This window comes from Streptomyces incarnatus, from assembly GCF_001027185.1.
Classification (GTDB): domain Bacteria; phylum Actinomycetota; class Actinomycetes; order Streptomycetales; family Streptomycetaceae; genus Streptomyces; species Streptomyces puniciscabiei.
Genome location: NZ_CP011497.1, coordinates 4,918,217 through 4,940,044, shown reverse-complemented (window position 1 = coordinate 4,940,044; position 21,828 = coordinate 4,918,217). Strand labels below are relative to the sequence as shown.

At 71.7% G+C, this 21,828-nt stretch carries 18 protein-coding genes and 1 pseudogene; 11 read left to right on the top strand and 8 right to left on the bottom strand.

Annotated features, from left to right (window positions below):
• Window positions 1-55 precede the first annotated feature (55 nt).
• Together glp and galU are read right to left on the bottom strand one after the other, a co-directional pair.
• Window positions 56-1,378 carry a molybdotransferase-like divisome protein Glp gene (glp, locus tag ABB07_RS22265; RefSeq protein ID WP_208900357.1) on the bottom strand — a complete coding sequence of 441 codons (1,323 nt, stop codon included), beginning with the start codon at window positions 1,376-1,378 and terminating at the stop codon, window positions 56-58.
• Window positions 1,375-2,286, bottom strand: coding sequence for a UTP--glucose-1-phosphate uridylyltransferase GalU (galU, locus tag ABB07_RS22260; protein WP_208900356.1), 912 nt, complete (start codon window positions 2,284-2,286; stop codon window positions 1,375-1,377). The genes glp and galU overlap by 4 nt, the downstream gene beginning before the upstream one ends.
• A 134-nt stretch (window positions 2,287-2,420) precedes the next feature.
• Here galU and ABB07_RS22255 point away from each other — a divergent pair, with 134 nt between their 5' ends.
• Window positions 2,421-3,002 (top strand): 5-formyltetrahydrofolate cyclo-ligase, encoded by a 582-nt coding sequence (locus ABB07_RS22255; RefSeq protein WP_208900355.1) that lies wholly within the window; start codon window positions 2,421-2,423, stop codon window positions 3,000-3,002.
• A 106-nt stretch (window positions 3,003-3,108) separates the two neighbouring features.
• On the opposite strand, the gene ABB07_RS22250 is transcribed toward ABB07_RS22255, so the two are convergent.
• Entirely contained in the window at window positions 3,109-5,937 is a 2,829-nt protein-coding gene (locus ABB07_RS22250; RefSeq protein ID WP_208900354.1) for a penicillin acylase family protein, read from the bottom strand.
• A 192-nt stretch (window positions 5,938-6,129) separates the two neighbouring features.
• Here ABB07_RS22250 and ABB07_RS22245 point away from each other — a divergent pair, with 192 nt between their 5' ends.
• From ABB07_RS22245 to mscL, 6 genes and pseudogenes are all read left to right on the top strand, one after another.
• Window positions 6,130-7,656, top strand: a complete 1,527-nt coding sequence (locus tag ABB07_RS22245; RefSeq protein ID WP_208903569.1) for a potassium/proton antiporter — start codon at window positions 6,130-6,132, stop codon at window positions 7,654-7,656.
• Between the two features lie 282 nt (window positions 7,657-7,938).
• Window positions 7,939-9,255: an MFS transporter gene (locus ABB07_RS22240; RefSeq protein WP_425264752.1), complete on the top strand. Its 1,317-nt coding sequence runs from the start codon at window positions 7,939-7,941 to the stop codon at window positions 9,253-9,255.
• 67 nt (window positions 9,256-9,322) lie between these two features.
• Window positions 9,323-9,640: an FmdB family zinc ribbon protein gene (locus tag ABB07_RS22235; RefSeq protein WP_208900353.1), complete on the top strand. Its 318-nt coding sequence runs from the start codon at window positions 9,323-9,325 to the stop codon at window positions 9,638-9,640.
• A 46-nt stretch (window positions 9,641-9,686) separates the two neighbouring features.
• Window positions 9,687-10,573 (top strand): annotated as a pseudogene (locus tag ABB07_RS22230) (S-methyl-5'-thioadenosine phosphorylase).
• A gap of 206 nt (window positions 10,574-10,779) precedes the next feature.
• On the top strand, window positions 10,780-11,388 hold the full coding sequence (locus ABB07_RS22225) for a CpaB family protein (protein ID WP_425264819.1): 609 nt from the start codon (window positions 10,780-10,782) through the stop codon (window positions 11,386-11,388).
• Window positions 11,389-11,541: 153 nt separating this feature from the next.
• The gene (mscL, locus tag ABB07_RS22220) at window positions 11,542-12,000 is read left to right on the top strand and encodes a large conductance mechanosensitive channel protein MscL (RefSeq protein WP_208900351.1); all 459 of its coding nucleotides are present in this window, start codon (window positions 11,542-11,544) and stop codon (window positions 11,998-12,000) included.
• Between the two features lie 37 nt (window positions 12,001-12,037).
• On the opposite strand, the gene ABB07_RS22215 is transcribed toward mscL, so the two are convergent.
• On the bottom strand, window positions 12,038-12,214 hold the full coding sequence (locus ABB07_RS22215; protein ID WP_208900350.1) for a hypothetical protein: 177 nt from the start codon (window positions 12,212-12,214) through the stop codon (window positions 12,038-12,040).
• A 134-nt stretch (window positions 12,215-12,348) separates the two neighbouring features.
• Between ABB07_RS22215 and ABB07_RS22210 the strand changes: the two genes are divergently transcribed.
• The 4 genes from ABB07_RS22210 to ABB07_RS22195 all read left to right on the top strand — a co-directional run bounded on the left by ABB07_RS22210 (window position 12,349) and on the right by ABB07_RS22195 (window position 17,039).
• Window positions 12,349-13,587 (top strand): low temperature requirement protein A, encoded by a 1,239-nt coding sequence (locus ABB07_RS22210; protein WP_208900349.1) that lies wholly within the window; start codon window positions 12,349-12,351, stop codon window positions 13,585-13,587.
• A gap of 37 nt (window positions 13,588-13,624) precedes the next feature.
• A complete protein-coding gene (locus tag ABB07_RS22205; RefSeq protein WP_208900348.1) occupies window positions 13,625-14,650 on the top strand; it encodes a P1 family peptidase in 1,026 nt (341 codons plus the stop codon).
• 267 nt (window positions 14,651-14,917) lie between these two features.
• On the top strand, window positions 14,918-16,135 hold the full coding sequence (locus ABB07_RS22200; RefSeq protein WP_208900347.1) for a L,D-transpeptidase: 1,218 nt from the start codon (window positions 14,918-14,920) through the stop codon (window positions 16,133-16,135).
• A 157-nt stretch (window positions 16,136-16,292) separates the two neighbouring features.
• Complete coding sequence (locus tag ABB07_RS22195) at window positions 16,293-17,039, top strand: DUF6227 family protein (protein WP_208900346.1); 747 nt, start codon at window positions 16,293-16,295, stop codon at window positions 17,037-17,039.
• A 53-nt stretch (window positions 17,040-17,092) separates the two neighbouring features.
• Here ABB07_RS22195 and ABB07_RS22190 read toward each other — a convergent pair whose 3' ends face one another.
• From ABB07_RS22190 to ABB07_RS22175, 4 genes are all read right to left on the bottom strand, one after another.
• Window positions 17,093-17,344, bottom strand: a complete 252-nt coding sequence (locus ABB07_RS22190) for a hypothetical protein (RefSeq protein ID WP_208900345.1) — start codon at window positions 17,342-17,344, stop codon at window positions 17,093-17,095.
• 118 nt (window positions 17,345-17,462) lie between these two features.
• Entirely contained in the window at window positions 17,463-19,694 is a 2,232-nt protein-coding gene (locus ABB07_RS22185; protein ID WP_208900344.1) for a PTS fructose transporter subunit IIABC, read from the bottom strand.
• Window positions 19,695-19,980: 286 nt separating this feature from the next.
• The gene (pfkB, locus tag ABB07_RS22180; RefSeq protein ID WP_208900343.1) at window positions 19,981-20,928 is read right to left on the bottom strand and encodes a 1-phosphofructokinase; all 948 of its coding nucleotides are present in this window, start codon (window positions 20,926-20,928) and stop codon (window positions 19,981-19,983) included.
• Complete coding sequence (locus ABB07_RS22175) at window positions 20,925-21,686, bottom strand: DeoR/GlpR family DNA-binding transcription regulator (protein ID WP_208900342.1); 762 nt, start codon at window positions 21,684-21,686, stop codon at window positions 20,925-20,927. Before ABB07_RS22175 ends, pfkB begins: the two co-directional genes overlap by 4 nt.
• Window positions 21,687-21,828 lie beyond the last annotated feature (142 nt).

Below are 21,828 nucleotides of genomic sequence, written 5' to 3'. Positions count from 1 at the left end.
GCGGTGCGGTGCGCGGGCCTGTTGTGCGCGACACGGTACCCCCAACCAGCGGGTCTCAGCCGAGCAGGACCACCTCCACCTCGGCGCCCGGCTCGACGGACTCGACGTCCTCGGGGACGACGATCAGCGCGTCGGCCTGGGCCAGCGCCGCGATCAGGTGCGAGCCGGCGCCGCCCACGGGGGTCACCTCGCCGTCTTTGTGGGCACCGCGCAGGAACTGCCGGCGCCCCTTGGGCGAGCGCAGCGCCTCGTCGGCCCTCAGGGTGGCCCGGACCCGGGGCCGGTGCAGGTCCGTGAGCCCCATCAGGGCGCGGATGGCCGGACGGACGAACAGCTCGAAGGAGACGTACGACGACACCGGGTTGCCCGGCAGGGCCAGCAGCGGCGTGTGGTCGGGGCCGATGGAACCGAAGCCCTGGGGCTTGCCGGGCTGCATGGCGAGCTTGCGGAACTCCACGCCGCTGCCCGCCTCGTCCGCGTCGCCGGCGTACGACAGCGCCTCCTTGACGACGTCGTACGCCCCGACGCTCACCCCGCCCGTGGTCACCAGCAGGTCGGCGCGCACGAGCTGGTCCTCGATGGTGGAGCGCAGGGTCTCGGCGTCGTCGGCGACGGCCCCGACCCGGTAGGCGATGGCGCCGGCGTCCCGCGCGGCGGCGGTGAGGGCGAAGCTGTTGGAGTCGTAGATCTGCCCGCGGGCCAGTTCCTCGCCGGGCTGGACGAGTTCGCTGCCGGTGGACAGGACGACCACGCGCGGGCGCGGGCGCACGCGTACCGTGCCGCGGCCGATCGCGGCGAGCAGCGCGATCTGCGGCGGGCCGAGGATCGTCCCGGCCTCCAGGGCGCGGTCGCCGGCCTTCACGTCGCTGCCCTGGGCGCGCACGTGCGCGCGTGCCTCGACGGGGCGGTGCACCCGCACCTGCCCCTGGGCGCCCTCGGGGGCCAGGCTGCGCGCCCGCATCCCGGTCACGGGGCCCTCGCCGAGTCCGCCGTCGGTCCACTCCACCGGGACGACGGCCTCGGCGCCGGGCGGCAGCGGGGCGCCGGTCATGATGCGGGCGGCCTGACCGGGGCCGACCCGGACCGGGTCGGCCGCGCCCGCCGCGACGTCGCCGATGACCTCCAGGGCGGCCGGGAACTGCGCACTGGCGCCCGCCACGTCCGCGACCCGCACCGCGTACCCGTCCATGGAGCTGTTGTCGAACGGCGGCAGGGACACCGGCACCGTGACGTCGTCGACCAGGACACAGCCCTGGGCGTCGAGCAGGTGCAGCTCGATGGGTTCGAGGGGGCGGACGGTCGAGAGGATGTCCTCCAGGTGCTCGTCCACCGACCACAGGTCGTCCGGGCCGGCGGGGCGGGTCGCGGCGCTGCTCAAGATTGCTGCATCTCCTCGGCTACGTAACTGCGAAGCCAGGCCCGGAAGTCCGGGCCCAGGTCTTCACGTTCGCACGCGAGTCTGACAATGGCACGCAGATAGTCGCCACGGTCGCCGGTGTCATAGCGGCGGCCCTGGAAGACGACGCCGTGCACCGGTCCGCCGACCTTCTCGTCCGCCGCGAGCTGCTGGAGGGCGTCGGTGAGCTGGATCTCGCCGCCGCGGCCCGGCTCGGTCTTGCGCAGTATGTCGAAGATGTGCGGGTCGAGGACGTAACGGCCGATGATCGCGTAGCTGGAGGGGGCGTCCGCCGGGTCCGGCTTCTCCACCAGCCCGGTCACCCGGACGACGTCGCCGTCGGCGGTCGCCTCCACGGCCGCGCAGCCGTAGAGGTGGATCTGCTCGGGCGCGACCTCCATGAGGGCGACCACGCTGCCGCCGTGCTGCTCCTGGATCTCGATCATGCGCCGCAGGAGCGGGTCGCGCGGGTCGATCAGGTCGTCGCCGAGGAGCACCGCGAAGGGCTCGTGGCCGACGTGCGGGGCGGCGCACAGCACGGCGTGGCCGAGGCCCCTGGGGTCGCCCTGGCGCACGTAGTGCATGGTCGCCAGGTCGCTGGACTCCTGCACCTTCGCGAGCCGTTCGGCGTCGCCCTTCTTGTCGAGCGCCGATTCCAGCTCGTAGTTGCGGTCGAAGTGATCCTCGAGGGGACGCTTGTTGCGCCCGGTGACCATGAGGACGTCGTCCAGCCCTGCCGCGACGGCCTCCTCGACCACGTACTGGATCGCGGGCTTGTCGACGACCGGCAGCATCTCCTTGGGAGTGGCTTTGGTGGCCGGCAGGAACCGGGTGCCGAGGCCTGCCGCGGGGATGACAGCCTTGCTGATCCTGGGGTGCGACTGAGTCATGCCCGCAACCATATCCGGTGCCTTTGTGCGGAAACTGTGGCTCCGGTTGGTTGACCCTTTATGACTGCATTCAAGAAAGGGCACGAGAACGACCAGTGGAACACGAAGGACGCACGGGCGAGCCTGACAAGCGAATGTTGCGGCGGGAGTTCCTCTCGGTGAGGAACAGGTTGACGGACGATGACGTCGCCGAGACGGGGCGCGCGCTGGCGCGGCGCGCCCTGGAGCTGCCCGAGCTGGCGCACGCGCGCACGGTGGCGGCGTACGTCTCCGTGGGGAGCGAGCCCGGCACGGCTGCGCTGCTGGACGCGCTGCGCGCGCGGGGCGTGCGGGTGCTGCTCCCCGCGCTCCTGCCCGACAACGACCTGGACTGGGGCGAATACGCCGGTCTGGGCTCCCTCGCACGGGTCCAACACGGCGGGAAAATGGCCCTTTTCGAGCCTTCGGGCGCGCGTCTCGGTCCGGACGCCGTGACGGCCGCGGACGTCGTGCTGCTGCCCGGTCTCGCGGTCGACGCGCGCGGGATGCGCCTCGGGCGCGGCGGAGGGTCGTACGACCGCGTGCTGGCCCGCCTGGAGCGCGCGGGCGCGTGCCCCCGGCTCGTGGTGCTGCTGTACGACACGGAGGTCGTCGCACACGTCCCGGCGGAGGCGCACGACAAGCCCGTGCACGCCGTGGTGACGCCCTCCGGCGTGCGCCGCTTCCCGGGCACCTGACCGGGCATCCCGGCCGTACGCGTCCGTACGCGTCCGCACCCGTCTTACGACGAAACGGCCCTCCACGCGCGCGTGGAGGGCCGTTTTCCGGGCGCCGGCGGGACGGTCAGGGCTTGAGGACGAGCGTGTCGCTCGTGCTCTTGTCGACCGCCTGGCCCGAGAACGACCAGGGCAGCAGCTCGCCCTTCGCCCACAGGCTCGTCTGGTCCGTGTAGTGCGCGCTGAAGGCGTGCCCGGAGGCGCCGGTCAGGTTGATCCACCTCGACTTGTCGAAGTCGGCGAGGTTGACGACCATCCGCATGGACGGCACCCAGACGACGCCGTAGCCGCCGGCGGCGTTCCAGCCGGTCGCGTTCACCGTGGCCTCGCCGCCGCTGAGCTTCCAGGGGCCGCGGTTGAGGATGTACTGCAGCGCCTTGGGGCCGTCGGTGCCGAGCGTCTGGTTCTTCAGGAACAGGCGGTGCAGCCGGCCCCAGCTCCAGGTGTCGATGTCCTTGCCGAGCTTGGCGGTCAGCTCCCAGCGGGCGTCGATCATGGCCCGGGCGAAGAGCTGGTCCATGGTGGTGGCCGCCGGCCGGGTGCCCGACCTGGGCGTCTTCCACCAGTCGCTGTCCGGCTTGTCCATCAGCTCGCGCACGACCTCGAACCAGCGGTCGCCGCCGTCCGGCTGCGCCTGGTCGGCGTCGCGCTGGCCGCACTCGCGCACCTTGGTGTCGTCGTCGACCGGGCCGGTGCTGTCGATCTTGTCGACCGACAGGCACTGTCCCTGGACGCGCAGCTCCTTGGGCAGCTTGTTGCCGAAGGCGAGCTTGAGGATGTTGCGCCAGACCGCGTTGAAGTAGGCGGCCGCCGCGGAGTCGGACTCCTGGGTGTAGTCCCAGCCCTCCAGCAGTTTCTGCGCGTCGCGCACGTTCTTGTCGTCGAGGTTGATCTTCAGCAGCCTGGGCACCAGGAGCTTGGCGATCTCGCTGCTGTTGTCCAGCTGCATCTGCCGCATGTCCTCGGTCGAGATCTTGCCGCCGTCCTTGATCTTGGACTCGATCAGGTCGGTGATGCGCTGGCTGCGGGTGCCGTAGCCCCAGTCGGTGGTGAGGGTGTACGGGTACTTGTCCTTGTCGACCACGGCCTGGTTGGCGGTGACGATGTAGCCGCGCTTGGGGTTGTACTCGTAGGGCAGCTCGTCCTGCTTGATGAAGCCGGTCCAGCGGTACTTCGAGTCCCATCCCGGTGCCGGGATCGAGCCGTCGTCGACGGAGGAGCGCGTGGGGATCCTGCCGGGCAGCGTGTAGCCGATGTGGTTGTCGGTGTCCGCGTAGACGAGGTTCTGCGAGGGCACGTCGAACAGGGCGGCCGCCGCGCGGAAGTCGGTCCAGTTCGCCGCCTTGTCGAGGGCGAACACGGCGTCCATGGAGGTGCCCGGGTCGAGCGCGGTCCACCTCAGGGCGATGCCGTAGCCGTCGCCGCGGTCGGGGGCGGCGGTGTTGACGGTGGCCCGCTTGCCGACCTGGACGAGTTCGTCGTCACGGTCGGACAGCAGCGGCATGCCGTCCTGGGTCTGGCGCACGACGATCGACTTGGACGCGCCGCCGGCGACCTTGATGGTCTCCTCGCGGGTCCTAAAGGGCCGGACCTTGCCGTTGTACAGGTAGCCGTTCGCGGTCACCTTCTCCAGGTACAGGTCGGTGACGTCGACCCCGGAGTTGGTCATGCCCCAGGCGATGTCCGCGTTGTGGCCGATGATCACACCGGGCATGCCGGCGAAGGTGTAGCCGGTCACGTCGTACTGGCACTTGCTGGAGACGGTGCGGCAGTGCAGGCCCATCTGGTACCAGACGCCCGGCAGGGACGCCGACAGGTGCGGGTCGTTGGCGAGCAGCGGCTTTCCGGTGATGGTGTACTTCCCGGAAACCACCCACGAGTTGGAGCCGATGCCCTGGCCGTTCACTCCGACGGCGGTCGGGACGTCGTCCAGAACGTGGTTGAGGCCCGCCAGCTGGCTTGTGAGCGACGAACCGGTCGCGCCCGAGGTGGAGGAGCCGGTCGCGCCCGTGGAGCCCGCAGAGGCGCCTGTGGCGCCGCCGGCCGTGCTGCCCGTCGTGCCGGTGCCCTGCGAGGTTGCGGTGCCGCCGCTCTGCTGGAAGGACCTGGTCAGCGTGTTGTACTGGCCCTCCTGCACGATCGGCTTGTTACGGCTGTACGGGTACTCCGGGTACAGGTCCTGGATCTGCTGCGGGCCGAGCCGGCTGGTCATCAGGGCGCGGTCGATCTCGTCCTGCATGTTGCCGCGCAGGTCCCAGGCCATCGCCTTGAGCCAGGAGACCGAGTCGACCGGGGTCCACTGCTGCGGCTTGTAGTCGTTGGTGAAGCCCAGGGCGGCGTACTCCAGGGAGATGTCCTTGCCGTCCTTGCCCTGGAGGTAGGCGTTGACGCCCTTGGCGTACGCCTGGAGGTAGGTCTTCGTGGCGGCCGACAGCTTGGTGTCGTACTCCTGCCTGGCGATCCGGTCCCAGCCGAGGGTGCGCAGGAACTCGTCGTTCTTGACCTGGCTCTTGCCGAACATCTCGGACAGGCGGCCGGAGGTCATGTGCCGGCGCACGTCCATCTCCCAGAACCGGTCCTGCGCCTGGACGTAGCCCTGCGCCATGAACAGGTCCTGGTCGGAGGACGCGTAGATCTGCGGGATGCCGTTGCCGTCCCGCTTGACGTCGACCGGCCCCGACAGGCCCTGGAGCGTGATCGTGCCCTTGGTCTGCGGGAAGGAGGCGCGGACGGTGCTGATCGCCCAGTACGAGCCGAAGGCGATGCCGCCGATGACGGCCAGGACCAGCACCAGCACGATCAGCCGGGCTTTGCGCCCCTTCTTCCTGCCGGACTTGGCGGGCGCGGCACCGGTGGTGGCGGTGGCACCCGTTGTGGCGGTGGTGTTGGGGGGCATCGCTGTCCTTGCTGTCCTAACGCGAGCGGCAGGTCGGGCTGTGACTTTGAATGAGCGCTGGAGCAACCATAGGCGCAGGGCCCTGTCCCGCTTGACGCGGAGTCGGGAACGAGCGCGTACGCGCGTTCGATCTTGCCCCGGCGAGCGTCAAGAAAGCGTCAAGAGTTAGGTAAGGTAACGAAGTAACCGGAGATCTCAGGGGAGGAAACGCCGCTGACTGTCCACCATCTCAACCAGCTCCTGCTCGTCTGCTCGCTGGTCCTGCTCGTCGCCGTCGCGGCCGTGCGGATCTCCTCACGCAGCGGGCTCCCCAGCCTGCTCGTGTACCTGGGGATCGGCATCCTCATGGGCCAGGACGGCATCGGGCACATCCACTTCAACAGCGCCGCGCTGACCCAGGTCATGGGGTACGCCGCGCTGGTCGTGATCCTCGCCGAGGGCGGTCTCGGCACGAAGTGGAAGGAGATCAGGCCCGTCCTGTCGTCCGCGTCGGTCCTGGCGACCCTCGGCGTCGCCGTGAGCGTGGGCGTCACGGCGGCGGGCGCGCACTACCTGGTCGGGCTGGAGTGGCGGCAGGCGCTCATCATCGGCGCGGTGGTGTCGTCGACGGACGCGGCGGCGGTCTTCTCGGTGCTGCGCAGGGTTCCCCTCCCCGCGCGCGTGACGGGCACGCTGGAGGCGGAGTCCGGCTTCAACGACGCCCCGGTGGTCATCCTGGTCGTGGCCTTCTGCACGGCCGGACCGGTCGAGCACTGGTACGTCCTGCTGGGCGAGATAGCCCTGGAGCTGGCCATCGGCGCGGCCATAGGGCTCGCGGTGGGCTGGTTCGGCTCATGGGGGCTCAGGCACGTGGCGCTGCCCGCCTCCGGCCTCTACCCGATCGCGGTGATGGCGATCGCCGTGACCGCGTACGCCGCCGGCGCGCTGGGGCACGGCAGCGGCTTCCTGGCCGTCTATCTGGCCTCGATGATGCTCGGCAACGCCAAGCTCCCGCACTGGCCGGCCACGCGCGGCTTCGCCGAGGGGCTCGGCTGGATCGCCCAGATCGGCATGTTCGTCCTGCTCGGCCTGCTGGTCACCCCGCACGAGCTGGGCGACGACGTCTGGCCCGCCCTGGTCATCGGGCTGGTCCTGACCATGGTGGCCCGGCCGCTGAGCGTGGTGCTGAGCCTGGCGCCGTTCCGGGTGCCGTGGCAGGAGCAGACCCTGATGTCGTGGGCGGGACTGCGCGGCGCCGTGCCCATCATCCTGGCGACCATCCCGATGGTGAACGGCGTCAGCGGCAGCCGCCGCATCTTCAACATCGTCTTCGTGCTGGTCGTCGTCTACACCCTGGTGCAGGGGCCGACGCTGCCCTGGCTGGCCCGCAAGCTGCGCCTCGGCGAGACCGGCGAGGCCGCCGACCTCGGCATCGAGTCCGCGCCCCTGGAGCGGCTGCGCGGACACCTGCTGTCCGTGACGATCCCCGAGGGCTCCCGGATGCACGGCGTGGAGGTCAACGAGCTGCGCCTGCCTCCCGGGGCCGCCGTGACCCTGGTCGTCCGCGATGAAAAATCGTTCGTTCCGCTGCCCACGACCGTGCTGCGCCGGGGCGACGAACTGCTCGTCGTGGCCACCGACCCGGTCCGCGACGCGGCGGAACGGCGGCTGCGCGCGGTCGCCCACGGCGGCAAGCTGGCGGGCTGGCTCGGCGTGAACGGCGCGACCGGCTCGCATTGAGACCTGCCCCGTGCGGTGCGCGCCCCTTCCCGTGAAATCCCAGGTGCCCGGATCCAGGGTGCTCGTTTTCACAGCTGCGGCAGGCAGTGATCCCTGTACCATGAAGGCGCACCCTGATCGAACCAACTCTGCCTGACGCAGAGCTGGCGCGACCGTATGGCGGCCGCGTCGCCCCCCACCCACCGTGGGCGCCGGCATCTACCGCAGTCCGCGCAAGAGGACAGCTCTCGGCGCCCGGGCCCCACGTGGCCCGCGCTACCAGGCGGCAGAAAGGCACGGGCCGTGGGATCCACGGTCAGCACCATCGAACCGGAGAAGGTCTCCGAACCGGAGAACACCTCGCCGGCCTCCTCCCGCCCGGGATACGGACAGCTGCTGCGCACCCGCGGCGCCTGGACCTTCCTGCTCCCCGGCTTCGCGGCGCGCCAGCCGTTCGCGATGCTCACGATCTCCATCGTGCTGCTCGTGCAGCACACCACCGGCTCGTACGGCGCCGCGGGCGCCGCCGCGGCCGCCACCGGCGTCTCCATGGCGCTGTTCGCGCCCTGGAGCGGACGCCTCGCCGACCGCTACGGCCAGCGCGCCGTGCTGATCCCCGGCGTGGTGGTGCACACGCTGTCCGGTCTGTCGCTGACGGCGCTCGCGCTGGCGCACGCGCCCCTGTGGGCGCTGTTCCTGGCGGCCGTACCGACCGGCGCCTCGGTGCCGCAGGTCGGCCCCATGGTGCGGGCACGCTGGGGCGTGAAGCTGCAGGGCTCGCCCCTGATGACCACCGCCGCGGCGTTCGAGTCGGTCACGGACGAGCTGACCTTCGTCTTCGGCCCGCTGCTGGCGACCGCGCTGTGCACCGCGGTGACGCCGGCGGCCGGCCTGGTCACGGAGGGCGCGCTGACCCTCGTCGGCGGTCTGCTGTTCGCCGCGCAGAAGAGCACCCAGCCGCCGGTGACCGGGCAGAGCGGGCACGCGCGCGTGAAGCACGCCTCCGCGCTGCGGGTGCCCGGCGTGCGGGTGCTGGTCGTGACCTTCCTGGGCATCGGGTCCGTCTTCGGCGGCATGCAGGTCGCACTGGCGGCGTTCACCGAGTCGATCGGCGAGCCCGGCCTGAACGGCGTCCTGTACGGCGTCTTCGCGGCCGGCAACATGCTGTCCGGCATCGTCTGCGGCGCGATCGCCTGGAAGACCGCCCCCCAGCACCGCCTGGTCGTCGGCTACACGGCGCTCGCGATCGTCGCGTCCGCCCTGTGGACGGCGCACTCGGTCCTGCTGCTGGCCGGGCTCGGCCTGCTGGTGGGCATGTGCATCGCGCCCGCGCTGATCACCGGGTACACGCTGGTCGAGGGCCTGGTCCCGGCCGGCGCCCGCACCGAGGCCTTCACCTGGCTGACCGGCGCGGTCGCGCTCGGGCAGGCGGCCGCCGTCACGGTCGCCGGACAGCTGGAGGACCGGCTGTGGGACGGCGCGGGATTCCTGGTGCCGATGGCCGGCACGGTGCTCGCGCTGGCGACCCTGCTGGCGCTGCGGTCCCGGCTGGTCGCGCGGCCGCAGAACCGCACCGTCGCACGTGGCGTCGGTCACCGCGTGCCGGTGGCGGTGGACTGATCCCCCGGAATACGTCACTATGGTTCGTCGTTAGCACTCATTGAGTGAGAGTGCCAGGAGGAACACAGTGCCGACCTACCAGTACCAGTGCACCGAGTGCGGCGAGGGCCTCGAGGCGGTGCAGAAGTTCACCGACGACGCCCTGACCGAGTGCCCCAGCTGCAAGGGCCGCCTGAAGAAGGTGTTCTCCGCGGTCGGTATCGTCTTCAAGGGCTCGGGCTTCTACCGCAACGATTCCCGCGGCTCCTCGTCGAGCAGCAGCCCGGCGTCGAAGTCGTCGAGCACGTCGGCGTCGAGCACCTCGTCGGCCGGCTCGTCCTCGTCCGACTCGAAGCCGGCCTCGTCGTCGTCCTCCTCGAGCTCCGCCAGCAGCTCCGCGGCCTGACCTCTGCCTGCCCGGACCCCGCCGTCGTACGACAGCGGGGTCCCCGGTGCTTCCGGGCACCGCTCCCCCACGGTTTCCCCGCCCGCTAGTGTGCTGGTCATGGCGAACGCAGAGATCGGCGTAATAGGCGGCTCGGGCTTCTACTCGTTCCTCGACGACGTGACCGAGGTCCAGGTGGACACCCCCTACGGGCCGCCCAGCGACTCCCTCTTCCTCGGCGAGATCGCCGGCCGGCGGGTCGCCTTCCTGCCCCGGCACGGCCGCGGCCACCACCTGCCGCCGCACCGCATCAACTACCGCGCCAATCTGTGGGCGCTGCGCTCGGTCGGCGTCCGGCAGGTCCTCGGCCCGTGCGCGGTCGGCGGACTGCAGCCCGAGTACGGCCCCGGCACCCTGCTCGTGCCGGACCAGTTCGTGGACCGTACGAAGTCCCGGGCGCAGTCGTACTTCGACGGGTTGCCGCTGCCCGACGGCACCGTGCCGAACGTCGTGCACGTCTCCATGGCCGACCCCTACTGCCCCACCGGACGGGCTGCCGCGCTGAAGGCCGCCCGGGGGCGGGACTGGGAGCCGGTGGACGGCGGCACGCTGGTCGTGGTCGAGGGGCCGCGCTTCTCGACGCGTGCCGAATCGCTGTGGCACCGGGCCCAGGGCTGGTCGGTCGTGGGCATGACCGGGCACCCGGAAGCCGCGCTCGCCCGGGAACTTCAGCTGTGCTACACGTCGCTGACCCTGGTCACCGACCTCGACGCCGGTGCCGAGACCGGTGAGGGCGTCTCGCACGAGGAGGTGCTGCGGGTGTTCGCGGCCAATGTGGACCGGCTGCGGGGCGTGCTGTTCGACGCGGTGGCGGCACTGCCGGAGACCGGTGCGCGGGACTGTCTGTGCGTGGACGCGCTCGGCGGCATGGATCCGGGCTTCGAGCTGCCGTGACACAGGCGCGGGACGTTCCGGAATTCCTCGTTCGAGTGAGCGGGTTTTCCACAATCCATCCGTGATCCACCGGCTCCGGCGGGATTCGGCGCGAGGCCTCATCGTGGCATCGCAAGCCGAATTCCTCGTCGCAGGCGGTGATTTCCGTGCCTCTGTCCCCATCCTCGAAGCGGTCCCCGTCCCCAAATCTGTCCCCGTCCTCGGATCTGTTCCCGTCCTCGAATCCGTCCCCCACTCCGCCCTCGTCCTCTCCTCCCTTCCCGCCTCCCGTTCTCCCGCCTCCCGTCCGGCTTCCGCGTCCGCTGGGCACCGACGCCCCGGCGACCTGTGCGGTCCCGCAGTTCCCGCCGGTGCGGGTGCGCGGCGGGCGGTATCAGATGCAGCGGCTCGTACGGCACCGCAGGCGGGCCATCGCGGCCGGTCTCGCGGTGACCGCGGCCGCGCTCGTCGCCGCGGGGCCGCGCACGGGCGCCGGACCGCGTCCCGCGGACCAGGCGCGGGCGCACCCGGTGACGGTGCCCGTACGCCGGCATACGGCCGTGGAGGTGGTGACGGCGCCCGTGCGGATCGCCGACGCGGCCACCGTCCGGCTCCTGCGGCCCGGCGACCACGTCGACGTCATCGCCGCCGGGGACCCCGCGGCCGGGGGCGTCGCACGGGTGCTCGCGCGCGGGGTGCGGGTGACCGAGGTGCCCGAGCCGCCGGCGGACGGGACCGAGAGCGGGGCGCTGGTCGTGCTGTCGGTGCCGCGTGGCACGGCGGCGCGGCTGGTCGGCGCGAGCGCGACGGCGCGCCTGGCGGTGACGCTGTGCTGACCGACGCCGTGCCGAACCGGCTCGGACGCCTTCTCAGCGGCCTGCTGTCACATCGCTCGATCGAACGGCGGGACTGGACACCATGGCCGCACCGTGTCGTAGGTTGCGGAGCGTTTGGTTCCACACCCTGTGCATGCGAGGAGAGTCCCCGAGGTGAGCGAGAAGAAGAAACCGAGCGTCTGGCAGGGCTTCAAGGCCTTCCTGATGCGCGGCAACGTCGTCGATCTGGCGGTCGCGGTGGTCATCGGCGCCGCCTTCACCAACATCGTGAACTCGGTGGTGAAGGGCGTCATCAACCCGGTGGTCGGAGCGATCGGCACGCAGAGCCTGGACAGTTACAGCTCGTGCCTGACCTCCTCCTGCAGGGGAACGCACGGCATCCAGCTCATGTGGGGCTCTGTGCTCGGTGCCACGCTGAATTTCCTGATCACCGCAGCGGTCGTGTACTTCCTGATGATCCTGCCGATGTCGAAGTACCTGGCCCGGCAGGCGGCCCGCAAGGCGGCACGGGAGGGCACGAAGGAGGTCATCGAGGTGACCGAGCTGGAGGTGCTCAAGGAGATCCGCGACGCGCTGGTCGCGCAGCGTGGATCGGGACCCGGCGAGCGCTAGCCGCGCTGCCGCGGGCGGCTCAGCTGCCGCGGGCGGCTCAGAGGTGGTGCGGCGGCTTCTCGTCGAGGAAGCGCTTCAGGTCGGCCGCGCTGTCGCCGTCCGTGCGCTCGCCCCATCCGCGATCGGTGTCGTCCGAGGTCTGCTGGTCCAGCGGGTCGTCGAAGACCAGCGCGGGCTTCGGGTCGCGGGAGCCGGATGCGGGGGCGGTGCTCATGTCTCAAGGGTACGGCCCCGCTCCCCGCGCCCCCGGGCGTCCGGCGCCCCCGTGGGGGCCGCTTGCGACCGCGTCCACTGTCCGCGGTGGCCTCCACAAGGCCTTCCGCCCGCTTTTCTGCTGTGCTGAGGGGCATGACGTCGAGTTCCGCTCCGGCGCCCACCTCCTCGGGCGCATCCCAGTCCTCCGGACCGCTGCGACGCCTCGTCGCGCGCGGGCGCGACGAGGCGCACCGGGTCTCCTCGCCTCTGGAGCTCTTCTTCGACCTGTGCTTCGTCGTGGCGATCGCCCAGGCGGGCGTGCAGCTGGTGCACGCCGTCGCCGAGGGGCACGCGGGCGACGGAATCCTCAACTACGCGATGCAGTTCTTCGCCATCTGGTGGGCCTGGATGAACTTCACCTGGTTCGCCTCGGCGTACGACAACGACGACGTGCTCTACCGGGTGGTCACCCTGGTGCAGATCGCCGGTGTCCTGGTGCTGGCCGCCGGCATCTCGCGGGCCTTCCAGCACCACGACTACCTGGTGGTCTGGCTCGGCTACCTGATCATGCGGCTGGCGATGGCCACGCAGTGGCTGAGAGCCGCGCGATCCGCCGCCGGGGCCGAGCGGACCGTGGCGTTGCGCTACGCGTGCGGCGTGCTGCTGTGCCAGGTCGGCTGGCTGGGCCTGTTGCTGCTGCCCGGACCTGCACGGCCCTGGGTGTTCCTGGTGATGGCGATCGCGGAGATGTGCGTGCCGCTGTTCGCCGAGAAGCACCACGAGACGTCCTGGCATCCGCATCACATCGCCGAGCGGTACGGCCTGTTCACCATCATCGTGCTCGGCGAGACGGTCGCCTCGGCGACGGTCGCCGTGAAGGGGGCCTTCGACGAGCACAACGCGCTGGGCGAGCTGCTGCCGATCGCGGCGGGCGGACTCCTGATCGTCTTCTCCGCGTGGTGGATCTACTTCGTGGTGCCCATCCACGGTCACCTCCGCGCCAACGGCCAGGCGTTCCTGTGGGGTTACGGCCACTACCTGATCTTCGCCTCGGCCGCGGCGATCGGCGCGGGCCTGGAGGTGACCGTGGAGCACGCGGTCGGCAGGACCCACATCTCCACGCTGTCCGCGTCGGCGGCCGTGACGCTGCCCACGGCGCTGTATCTGCTCACCGTCTGGGCGCTCCACTCGCGGCACTTCAAGGTCGGCGTCGCCCAGCAACTGGTACTGCCGGTCACGGCGCTGCTAGTGATCTGCTGCACCATCCTGGGCGACTGGGCGGTGTTCGCGGCAGGGCTGGTGTGCGCGTCCGCGGTGGCGGTCGGAGTGACGCTGACGGCGCGCATGGCCGGCCGGCAGCGTGCGGCGAGCACCTCCGCTCCGGCCGGCTGAGTGCCCCAGGGCGCCTCGGCGGGCGAGACTGGCCCCCATGACAGTTGACGCAATCACGGACGTCGCCGGGGTGCGGGTGGGGCACGCCACCCTCCGCGGGGACGGCCGGCTCACCGGCACCACGGTCGTGCTCGCACCGGAGGGCGGCGCCGTCGCCGCCGTGGACGTGCGCGGCGGCGGCCCCGGCACCAGAGAGACCGACGCGCTCGACCCGCGCAACGTGGTGCGGCGGGTCGACGCCGTCGTCCTGACCGGTGGCAGCGCGTACGGGCTCGACGCGGCGTCCGGCGTGATGGCCTGGCTGGAGGAGCAGGGGCGCGGAGTGCGGGTGGGGCCGGACCCGGCGCACGTCGTGCCGGTCGTGCCCGCCGCGTGCGTCTTCGACCTGGGGCGCGGAGGGAACTTCGGCGCACGGCCGGACGCGGCGACCGGGCGTTCGGCGGTGGAGGCCGCGGCGGTGAGCACGCCGGGCGCCCGGGTGGCGGAGGGCTGCGTGGGGGCCGGGACGGGCGCCGTGGCGGGACGGATCAAGGGCGGCGTGGGCACCGCGAGCACGGTGCTGGACTCGGGCATCACCGTGGCAGCGCTCGTGGTCGTCAACGCCGCGGGGTCGGTGATCGAGCCGGAGACGGGGGCGCTGTACGGGGAGTTGAGTCAGGGGCGGGTGGAGTATCCCGCGGAGCGCGTGCACGAGGCCGCGTGCCTGCGCCTCGACGAAACCGCCGCCAGGAACGCGCCGCCCCCGCTCAACACGACGTTGGCGGTGGTCGCGACCGACGCGCACCTGTCCAAGGCACAGGCGCAGAAGCTGGCGGGCACGGCGCACGACGGGATCGCGCGCGCCGTACGACCGGTCCACCTGATGAACGACGGCGACACGGTGTTCGCCCTGGCGACCGGCACGCGCGCTCTCGGCGAACACCCGCTGGAGCTCAACGGCGTCCTCGCGGCCGGTGCGGACGTCGTGACGCGCGCGATCATGCGGGGCGTACGCGCCGCCGAGTCGGTCGACGGGCCCGGTGGAGTGTGGCCGTCGTACGGGGAGTTGTACGGGGCGAGGTAGGGGCGGGGGGCGAGGGTGGGGGGGACGGGGGGGACGGGGGCCCCGGGGGCCCCGGGGGCCCCGGGGGCCGGGGCCAGAGGACGGGGCGCTGGGGGCGCGGCGGGATGTGGTCGGGGCGGACCGGATCGTCCGCCGGGCGTGAATTGTCGCGGTTCTGTCACGTGATGGCGGTTCACAGGAGTGGGAGGGAACCTTTCCGGGCGCCAGTGCCCTCTTTCCTCACGCACTGGAACGGATCACGCACATCACACGAACCTGGAGCAGCCCGTGACAACGCCGGACATTGCAGCGCGGCGCGTACTGGGGGCCTGTGCCGCCCTGCTGGTCGGCAGCCTCACCCTTACCGCGTGCGGTGGCAGCGCCAACGCCACCGACGACGGCAAGGGCGGCAAGAACTCCCCCAAGACGTCGACGGCGAGGATCCTCATCTCCGCCAAGGACGGCTCGACCGACGCGTCCATCAACGCGACCGGCGTGAAGGTCAGCGGCGGAAGGCTGACCGACGTGAAGATGACCGTGGCGGGGACGGGGCAGGCCGTGGCCGGGGCCATCTCGGCGGACGGCGGCAGCTGGAAGCCGAAGCAGCAGCTGGAGCGTGGGACGAAGTACCAGATAGCCGCGACGGCGAAGGACGCCGACGGGCGGACCGCGGCGGCCAACTCCATCTTCACCACCGTGACGTCGGCGAACAGCTTCATCGGCACCTACACGCCGGACAACGGCAGCACGGTCGGGGTGGGCATGCCGGTGTCGTTCACGTTCGACAAGTCGATCAGCGACAAGAAGGCCGTGCAGTCGCACATCACGGTCGACTCCAGCAGCGGTCAGCAGGTGGTCGGGCACTGGTTCGGGGACCGGCGCCTGGACTTCCGGCCGCAGGAGTACTGGAAGGCCGGCTCCAAGGTCACGATGAAGATCGACCTGGACGGGGTCCAGGGCGCGCACGGCGTCTACGGAGTGCAGAAGAAGACCGTCTCCTTCACCATCGGGCGGTCGCAGGTCTCCACGGTCGACGCCAACACCCAGACCATGACCGTGGTGCGGGACGGCAGGACGATCAAGTCGATCCCGATCTCCACCGGAAGCCCGCAGCACACCACCTACAACGGGCAGATGGTGATCTCCGAGAAGTTCACCCAGACCCGCATGGACAGCCGGACGGTCGGTCTCGGCGGCGAGTACGACATCCCGGACGTGCCGCATGCCATGCGCCTGACGGACTCCGGCACCTTCATCCATGGCAACTACTGGTACAACAGGGGCAATCCGCCCTTCGGTCGCGAGGGCACCAGCCACGGCTGCGTCGGCCTGGCCGATGTGCAGGGCGCACAGGGCGCCACGACCGCCAAGTGGTTCTACGACAACTCGCTCATCGGGGACGTCGTCGTCGTGAAGAACTCCCCGGACACGAAGGTCTCCCCGGACAACGGCCTCAACGGCTGGAACATGTCCTGGAGCGCCTGGATCGCCGGAAGTGCCGCCTGAGCGGCGGTTTTTGACGACACGTGGGGCCGCGCGGGAACTTCTCGCGCGGCCCGCGCGTTTTCCCGGCGTACGTTTTCTCGGTTCCCGGACATGATGTCCGACCGAGGGGCTACGGTATGCACCCACAAGGTGACATGCAGCAACGCCGGGAGAAGCCTTGAGCGTTCCGTACGAGACGGCAGCGTACGAACCAGCCGAGTCGCCCGAGTCTCCTGAGGAGCATCTCGAGCGGCTCCTCGGCCGTGCCCTGAACTCCTTCGAGCTGCCCGACGAGGTGGTACGGCAGCTGGAGTGCGCGCTGGCGCACGACAGTTCGCTGCACTCCGCGTACCACAGCGCGGGGCTGCACCGGGAGACGTACCGGCACACCTGGCTGCTCGCGGACGGCTCGGCGGTCACGCTGTGGGAGCTCGTGCACAACCCCACCCCGGGCGGCGCCCCGGAGAGCGAGGTGTACGTCGACCAGGAGGAGCTGCAGACGGCCACGGCGCGGCTCGGGATGCCGCCGCAGACACCGGAGTTCGAGCTGCCCGCGCTGATGCGGCTGTGGGCGATCCCGGAGCCGCGGCACGTGTTCGCCGCCGGTGACTCGGCGGACCACGCGCGCCGGCTGCTGCGCCGGGCGGAGAACCCGGACCGGCCCGGTCCGGAGACGGCGGCGCTGCTGGCGACGTCGACGGCGCACGAGATCACGCAGGCGTTCGGACGCCCGGGCCGCGCCGGGCGCGCGGGACTGAGTTACGCGCTGTACGAGCACGCGTTCCTGCTGCCGGACGGCAGCGAGCTCTCGCTGTGGGAGGTGGAGCACACGGCGACGCCGGACGGGCGGCACATGTGCGAGGTGTACATGTCGGAGGACGCCGCACGGGACGCGATGGAGCGGCGCGCGGCGCGGCAGGGGTAGGGGCGTTCCGGAGGGGCGGCGGGGGACAGTGCCTGTCCGGTCAGTGATTCCGGTCAGTGATCGCCGAGTCGCCGTATCAGTCCGGCGAAGGCGTCCTGTTCCGCTGGGGTCAGTTCCACCTTCTCCAGCGCGGGGCCGGCCTGGGGTTGGCGCGGCAGGACCGGAAGGTGAACAGCCGGGATCTCTCGCAGGGCCGCCGTGCGGAAGCGGCGCAGCAGGCGTATGACGACGATCGCCCAGGCCACGCCGGCCAGGGTGAGGACGACCGCGCCCGCCAACTGGAGAGTCGAGACATGCTCTGGCATACGCCCAGTACACACCACGGTCCGGGACTGTGACCCCGGACCGTGACGTATCTCGCATGTGCCGTGAACAACTCACAGCGAACTAAAGGGACAAGGGCAGTCGGGCCGAGTGCGGTGGTCAGGCCGCCACGGGCTGCTTGGTCTCCTTCGTCGTGGCGGCCGTGTTCGGGGCGGAGCCGCTGGCCGTGGTCTCCGGGGTCTGCTTGCGCATGCCCTTGAGGAGGACGACCAGGGCCGTGGTGGCGCAGACGCCGGCCGCGATGGCGATGAGGTAGAGGAACGGGTTGCCGATCAGCGGGACCACGAAGATGCCGCCGTGCGGGGCGCGCAGGGTGGCGCCGAAGGTCATCGACAGGGCGCCGGTGAGTGCGCCGCCGATCATCGACGAGGGGATCACGCGCAGCGGGTCGGCCGCCGCGAACGGGATCGCGCCCTCGGAGATGAAGGAGGCGCCCAGGACCCAGGCGGCCTTGCCGTTCTCGCGCTCGGTCTGCGTGAACAGCCTGCCGCGCACGGTGGTGGCGAGGGCCATCGCCAGCGGCGGGACCATGCCGGCCGCCATCACTGCGGCCATGATCTTCATCGCGGAGTCGCTGGGGGTCGAGACCGCGATGCCGGCGGTGGCGAAGGTGTAGGCGACCTTGTTGACCGGACCGCCCAGGTCGAAGCACATCATCAGGCCGAGCAGGGCGCCGAGCAGGATCGCGTTGGTGCCCGTGAGGCCGTTCAGCCAGTCGGTGAGGCCCTTCTGCGCGGTGGCGATGGGCTTGCCGATCACGACGAACATCAGGAACCCGACGATCGCCGAGGAGATCAGCGGGATCACCACCACCGGCATGATGCCGCGCAGCGCCGGGGGAATCCGCACCTTCTGGATGGCCAGCACCACACCACCGGCGATCAGACCGGCCGCGAGGCCACCGAGGAAGCCCGCGTTGATGGTCACCGAGATCGCGCCGCCGACGAAGCCGGGGACCAGGCCCGGCCGGTCGGCCATGCCGTAGGCGATGTAGCCGGCCAGGACCGGCACCAGGAAGCCGAAGGAGACGACGCCGATCTGGAACAGCAGGGCGCCCCAGCTGTCGGTCTGCGTCCACACGAAGTGGTCCATCACCGACGGCGCCTTGTTGATCTTGTAGCCGCCGATCGCGAAGCCCAGGGCGATGAGGAGGCCGCCCGCGGCGACGAACGGAACCATGTAGCTCACGCCGCTCATCAGCCACTTGCGGAGCTTGGTGCCGTACCCCTCGGTGGAGTCGCCCGCGCGCTCGACCGGCGTGCCGCCCGACGCGGTCGCCAGCGCGCTCGTCTCGCCGCGCGCCGCCTTGCCGCGCACCTCCGTGATGAGTTCGGCGGGGCGGTTGATGCCCGCCTTCACCCCGACGTCGACGGTCGGCTTGCCGGCGAAGCGGTCCTTGTCGCGTACGGGGACGTCGTGCGCGAAGATCACGGCGTCCGCCGCCGCGATCACCGCCGGGTCCAGCCGGGTGAAGCCGGCCGAGCCCTGGGTCTCGACGACGAGTTCGACGCCCGCCTCGCGGCCCGCGTTCTCCAGGGACTCGGCCGCCATGTAGGTGTGCGCGATGCCGGTCGGGCAGGAGGTCACGGCGACGATGCGGAAGGGCCGGTCACCGGAGCCGGTGGCACCCGGCGCCGGGGCGGACGCGCTCTCGGCGGCCGCGCCCGGTGCCGGGGCCGTGGTGCCCGCTGCGGCGCCGGCGGAGGCCGCCACCGGCGTCGCAGCGGAGTCTTCGGAGGCGCCCACGGCGCCCTGCGCGGCGCCCGCGCCCTCGTTCACGTCCGCGCCCTCGCTCACGCCCGCGCCCGCGCCCTCGTTCACGCCCGCGCCCTCGCTCGCGCCCGTGCCCTCCTCGGAAGTGGCCGCCGGCGCCTGTGCCGTGCCCGGCGTCTCGTCCCCGCGGATCAGCGCCGCCGCCGTCCGCGCGTCGGGCACCGCGCGCAGCGCCGAGGTGAAGTCGGCGTTCATCAACTGGCGGGCCAGTGAGGAGAGGATCGTGAGGTGGGCGTCGTCGGCGCCGGCCGGGGCCGCGATCAGGAAGATCAGGTCGGCCGGACCGTCCACGGCGCCGAAGTCGATGCCGGCGGCGCTGCGGCCGAAGGCGAGGGTCGGCTCGGTGACATGGGCGCTGCGGCAGTGCGGGATGCCGATGCCGCCGTCGAGGCCGGTCGGCATCTGCGCCTCGCGGGCGGCCACGTCGGCGAGGAAGCCCTCCAGGTCGGTCACCCGGCCCTGGGTCACCATCCGCTCGGCGAGGGCGCGCGCCGCCGCTTCCTTGGTGTCGGCGGACAGGTCGAGGTCGACCAGGTCCGCGGTGATCATGTCGCTCATCGCGGGCTCCTATGCACGCGTATCGCCCGGGGAGAGAGGTGGGCGGAAAGGGGGACGGGGGTGCGGTGGGGGGATGAGGCCGTGCGGGAGGCGGGGTCGGGGAAACCCCGCCTTCCCGAGGCGGCACGGTGGCGGCTCAGGTGGCCGGGCCGCCCCGGGGCAGCGACGAGGAACGGGGCGCCTCGCCGCTTGGGGGCCGGTGGTGTGGGGGAGTCCGGGCGTGCGGGCGTGGGGCGTGCGCCCAGGTGCCGGGTGCCGGGGCGGGTGCCACGGAGCGTGGGCCCGGTCACGGCACCGGCTCCGTGAGTTCGCGGTCGAGCGGGATCTCGGCCGTGACGGTCACCGCCGACGGGTCCAGGTCGGCGGGGGTCGGCATGACGCTGCCGGGGAGCTGGACGGCGGCGGCGCCGTGGGCGACGGCGGAGGCCAGGGCCTCGGGGCCGCTCCCGCCGGCGATCAGGAAACCGGCGAGGGAGGAGTCGCCGGCACCGACGTTGCTGCGGACGGTGTCCACGCGGGCGGTGGCGAACCAGGCGCCCGCGTCCTCCACGAGGAGCTGCCCGTCGGCGCCCAGGCTTGCGAGCACGGCGCGCGCGCCCATGCCGCGCAACTCCTCGGCCGCCTTCAGGGCGTCGCCCACGGTCGCCAGGGGGCGGCCGACGGCTTCCGCGAGCTCTTCCGCGTTGGGCTTCACCACGTCGGGCTGCGCGCGCAGCGCCTCCTGCAGCGCACGACCCGAGGCGTCCAGCGCGATGCGCGAGCCCCCGGCGTGCGCCCGCGTGACGACATCGGCGTACCACGAGGGGGCGAGCCCCCGGGGCAGGCTGCCGCAGCACGCGATCCAGTCGGCGTCGCGCGACTGCTCGCGCACGGTGTCCAGGAGGAGCTCCTGTTCGGCCGCCGACAGCTCCGGGCCGGGGGCGTTGATCTTCGTGAGGACCCCGTCGGACTCGGCGAGCGCGATGTTGGAGCGGGTGTCCCCGGCGACCGGGACCGGCGCGACCTCGATGCCCTGCGCGTCGAGAAGGTCGGCGACGAGCGCCCCCGGCGCACCACCAAGGGGCAGGACAGCGACCGTACGCCGGCCGGCGGCCGCGACGGCGCGCGAGACGTTCACGCCCTTGCCACCGGGGTCCATGCGCTCGGTCTCGGCACGGATGACCTCGCCGCGCTTCAGGGGCTGGACCTCGTAGGTGCGGTCGAGGGAGGGGTTGGGGGTGACGGTGAGGATCATGCGCGCACTACTTCCGTGCCGCCGCGCTCGATGGCGGCGGCGTCTTCGGGGCTCAGCCCGTTGTCGGTGATCAGCAGGTCCACGTCGCTCAGGTCGCCGAAGCGGGCGAAGTGCTCCTGGCCGTGCTTGGAGGAGTCGGCCAGCAGCACCACGCGGCGGGCGGCGGCGACCGCGGCCCGCTTGACCGCGGCCTCGGCGAGGTCCGGAGTGGTCAGGCCGTGCTCGGCGGAGAAGCCGTTCGCCGCCACGAACAGCACGTCGGCGCGGATCTCGCCGTACGCGCGGAGCGCCCAGGCGTCCACGGCGGCGCGCGTACGGTGCCGTACGCGCCCCCCGACCAGGTGGAGCTGGATGCCCGGGTGGTCGGCGAGGCGGGCGGCGATGGGCAGGCTGTGCGTGACGACGGTGAGGGAGGCCTCCAGCGGGAGCGCGGCGGCGACCCGGGCGACCGTCGTACCGGCGTCGAGGATCATCGTGCCCTCGGTCGGCAGTTCGGCCAGGGCGGCCTTGGCGATGCGGTCCTTCTCGTCGGCGGCGGTGGACTCGCGCTCGGTGAGGTCCGGTTCGAAGTCCAGGCGGCCGACCGGGATGGCACCGCCGTGCACGCGGCGGACGAGTCCGGCGCGGTCGAGGGCCTTCAGATCGCGACGGATCGTCTCCGCGGTGACCTGGAACTCCTCGGCGAGCGACAGCACGTCCACCCGGCCGCCGTCACGTGCGAGCCGGAGGATCTCCTGCTGCCGTTCCGGTGCGTACATGTCGTTGGCCTCCGCCTCGATGCCCGTTTCCCTGATGTCCGTTCGCTTCCGGGCGATGCCCGAACGTGTGGTTTCGATGACGACGCTACGCCCGGATTTCCGGAAAGTAAACAGGTTCAGGCTCGAATCGGGCATGATCGGA